A 2,500-nucleotide genomic window follows, 5' to 3' on the forward strand; every position below is an offset into this window, starting at 1 on the left:
TTTGAACCTGCGGCCTTCAGGTTATGAGCCTGACGAGCTACCGGGCTGCTCCACCCCGCGGTGGTGAGGGGGATTGGAAGACCTGGCGGCGACCGACTTTCCCGTGCCTTAAGGCACAGTATCATGGGCGCTGGGGTATTTCACGGCCGAGTTCGGGATGGGATCGGGTGGATCATTCCCCGCCATGGCCACCAGGTCATCCAGTCCCCCCTGTGAGGGGAGAGGATGTGGATGGGTTGGTGTTGTGTATGTGTTGAGAGTGGATGACTGCTGTGCATGTATGTTGCCACGCTTGTGGCGATGGAATGAGCCTATTGGGCGATTAGGACCAGTTAGCTGCACGCATTACTGCGCTTCCACACCTGGCCTATTGACGTGATGGTCTATCACGGCCCTTGGGGAGACCTTGTTTTGAGGTGGGTTTCCCGCTTAGATGCTTTCAGCGGTTATCCCGTCCACACTTAGCTACCCGGCTGTGCCGCTGGCGCGACAACCGGTGCACCAGAGGTATGTTCATCCCGGTCCTCTCGTACTAGGGACAAATCCTCTCAAGTCTCCAACACCCACGGCAGATAGGGACCGAACTGTCTCACGACGTTCTAAACCCAGCTCACGTACCACTTTAATCGGCGAACAGCCGAACCCTTGGGACCTGCTCCAGCCCCAGGATGTGATGAGCCGACATCGAGGTGCCAAACCTCCCCGTCGATGTGGACTCTTGGGGGAGATCAGCCTGTTATCCCTAGAGTACCTTTTATCCGTTGAGCGATGGCCCTTCCACGCGGGACCACCGGATCACTATGGCCGACTTTCGTCTCTGATCGAGCTGTCACTCTCACAGTCAGGCGGGCTTATGCCATTGCACTCGACAGCCGGTTTCCGACCGGCCTGAGCCCACCATCGCGCGCCTCCGTTACACTTTGGGAGGCGACCGCCCCAGTCAAACTGCCCACCATGCAGGGTCCCGGACCTGGCTAACAGGCCTCGGTTAGACATCAGAAACAGTCAGGGTGGTATTTCAAGGATGGCTCCACCGGAACTGGCGCCCCGGTTTCAAAGCTCCCACCTATCCTACACAGAATGTCTCTGATGCCACTGCAAAGCTGCAGTAAAGGTTCATAGGGTCTTTCCGTCTGACCGCGGGTACCCCGCATCTTCACGGGGAATTCAATTTCGCTGAGCCGATGCTGGAGACAGCGGGGAAGTCGTTACGCCATTCGTGCAGGTCGGAACTTACCCGACAAGGAATTTCGCTACCTTAGGACCGTTATAGTTACGGCCGCCGTTTACCGGGGCTTCAATTCGGTGCTTGCACACCTCCTCTTAACCTTCCGGCACCGGGCAGGCGTCAGGCCGTATACGTCGTCTCTCGACTTCGCACAGCCCTGTGTTTTTACTAAACAGTCGCTACCCCCTGGTCTGTGCCACCCACCAATGGTTGCCCACTGATGGGTCTTGCTTATCCCGAAGTTACGCAAGTAATTTGCCTAGTTCCTTCAGCATCGTTCTCTCAAGCGCCTTGGTATTCTCTACCAGTCCACCTGTGTCGGTTTCGGGTACGGTCTATATGCCAGAGCTATTTCCTGGAATGCGCCAAAAGCCGGATCAATCCGTTAAGACCCGACAACATATTGCATTCGTCACTTCTGGCAGGCCCGGGAATATTTGCCCGGTTTCCATCGACTACGGCTTTCGCCCTCGCCTTAGGGGCCGGCTCACCCTGCGCGGATTAACCTTGCGCAGGAACCCTTGGACTTTCGGCGACAGTGTTTCTCGCACTGTTTGTCGCTACTCATGTCAGCATTCGCACTTCCGATATCTCCAGAGAGGGTCACCCCGTCTCCTTCACAGACCTACGGAACGCTCCGCTACCGCGCATATCATAGATATGCACCCACAGCTTCGGCACGTGGCTTGAGCCCCGTTACATTTTCGGCGCAGGGTTTCTAATAGACCAGTGAGCTATTACGCTTTCTTTAAAGGATGGCTGCTTCTAAGCCAACCTCCTGGTTGTTTTGGAATCCCCACATCCTTTCCCACTTAGCCACGATTTAGGGGCCTTAGCTGGTGGTCTGGGCTGTTTCCCTCTCGACAATGGACCTTAGCACCCACTGTCTGTCTGCCTGGCTCATACTTCCGGGTATTCGGAGTTTGGTTAGGTTTGGTAAGGCTTTGGCCCCCCTAGCCCATCCAGTGCTCTACCCCCCGGGGTAATACCAGACGGTCTACCTCAATAGATTTCGCGGAGAACCAGCTATTTCCGAGTTTGATTGGCCTTTCACCCCTAGCCACAGCTCATCCCCGACTTTTTCAACAGGCGTGGGTTCGGCCCTCCAGTGCGTGTTACCGCACCTTCAGCCTGGCCATGGCTAGATCACTCGGTTTCGGGTCTTCTGCCAGCAACTCGTCGCCCTATTCAGACTCGCTTTCGCTGCGCCTACACCTATCGGCTTAAGCTTGCTGCAAACAGAAACTCGCTGACCCATTATACAAAAGGTAC

2 rRNA genes (1 of these 2 cut by a window edge) are annotated in these 2,500 nt (G+C 55.9%); both read right to left on the reverse strand.

Annotation, left to right across the window (positions count from 1 at the left end):
- Positions 1-80: 80 nt before the first annotated feature.
- A 5S ribosomal RNA gene (rrf, locus tag JCM25156_RS08900) occupies positions 81-196 on the reverse strand.
- Between the two features lie 106 nt (positions 197-302).
- Positions 303-2,500: ribosomal RNA gene (locus JCM25156_RS08905) — 23S ribosomal RNA — on the reverse strand; it runs 541 nt beyond the window's last position.

The organism is Komagataeibacter kakiaceti JCM 25156 (assembly GCF_000613305.1).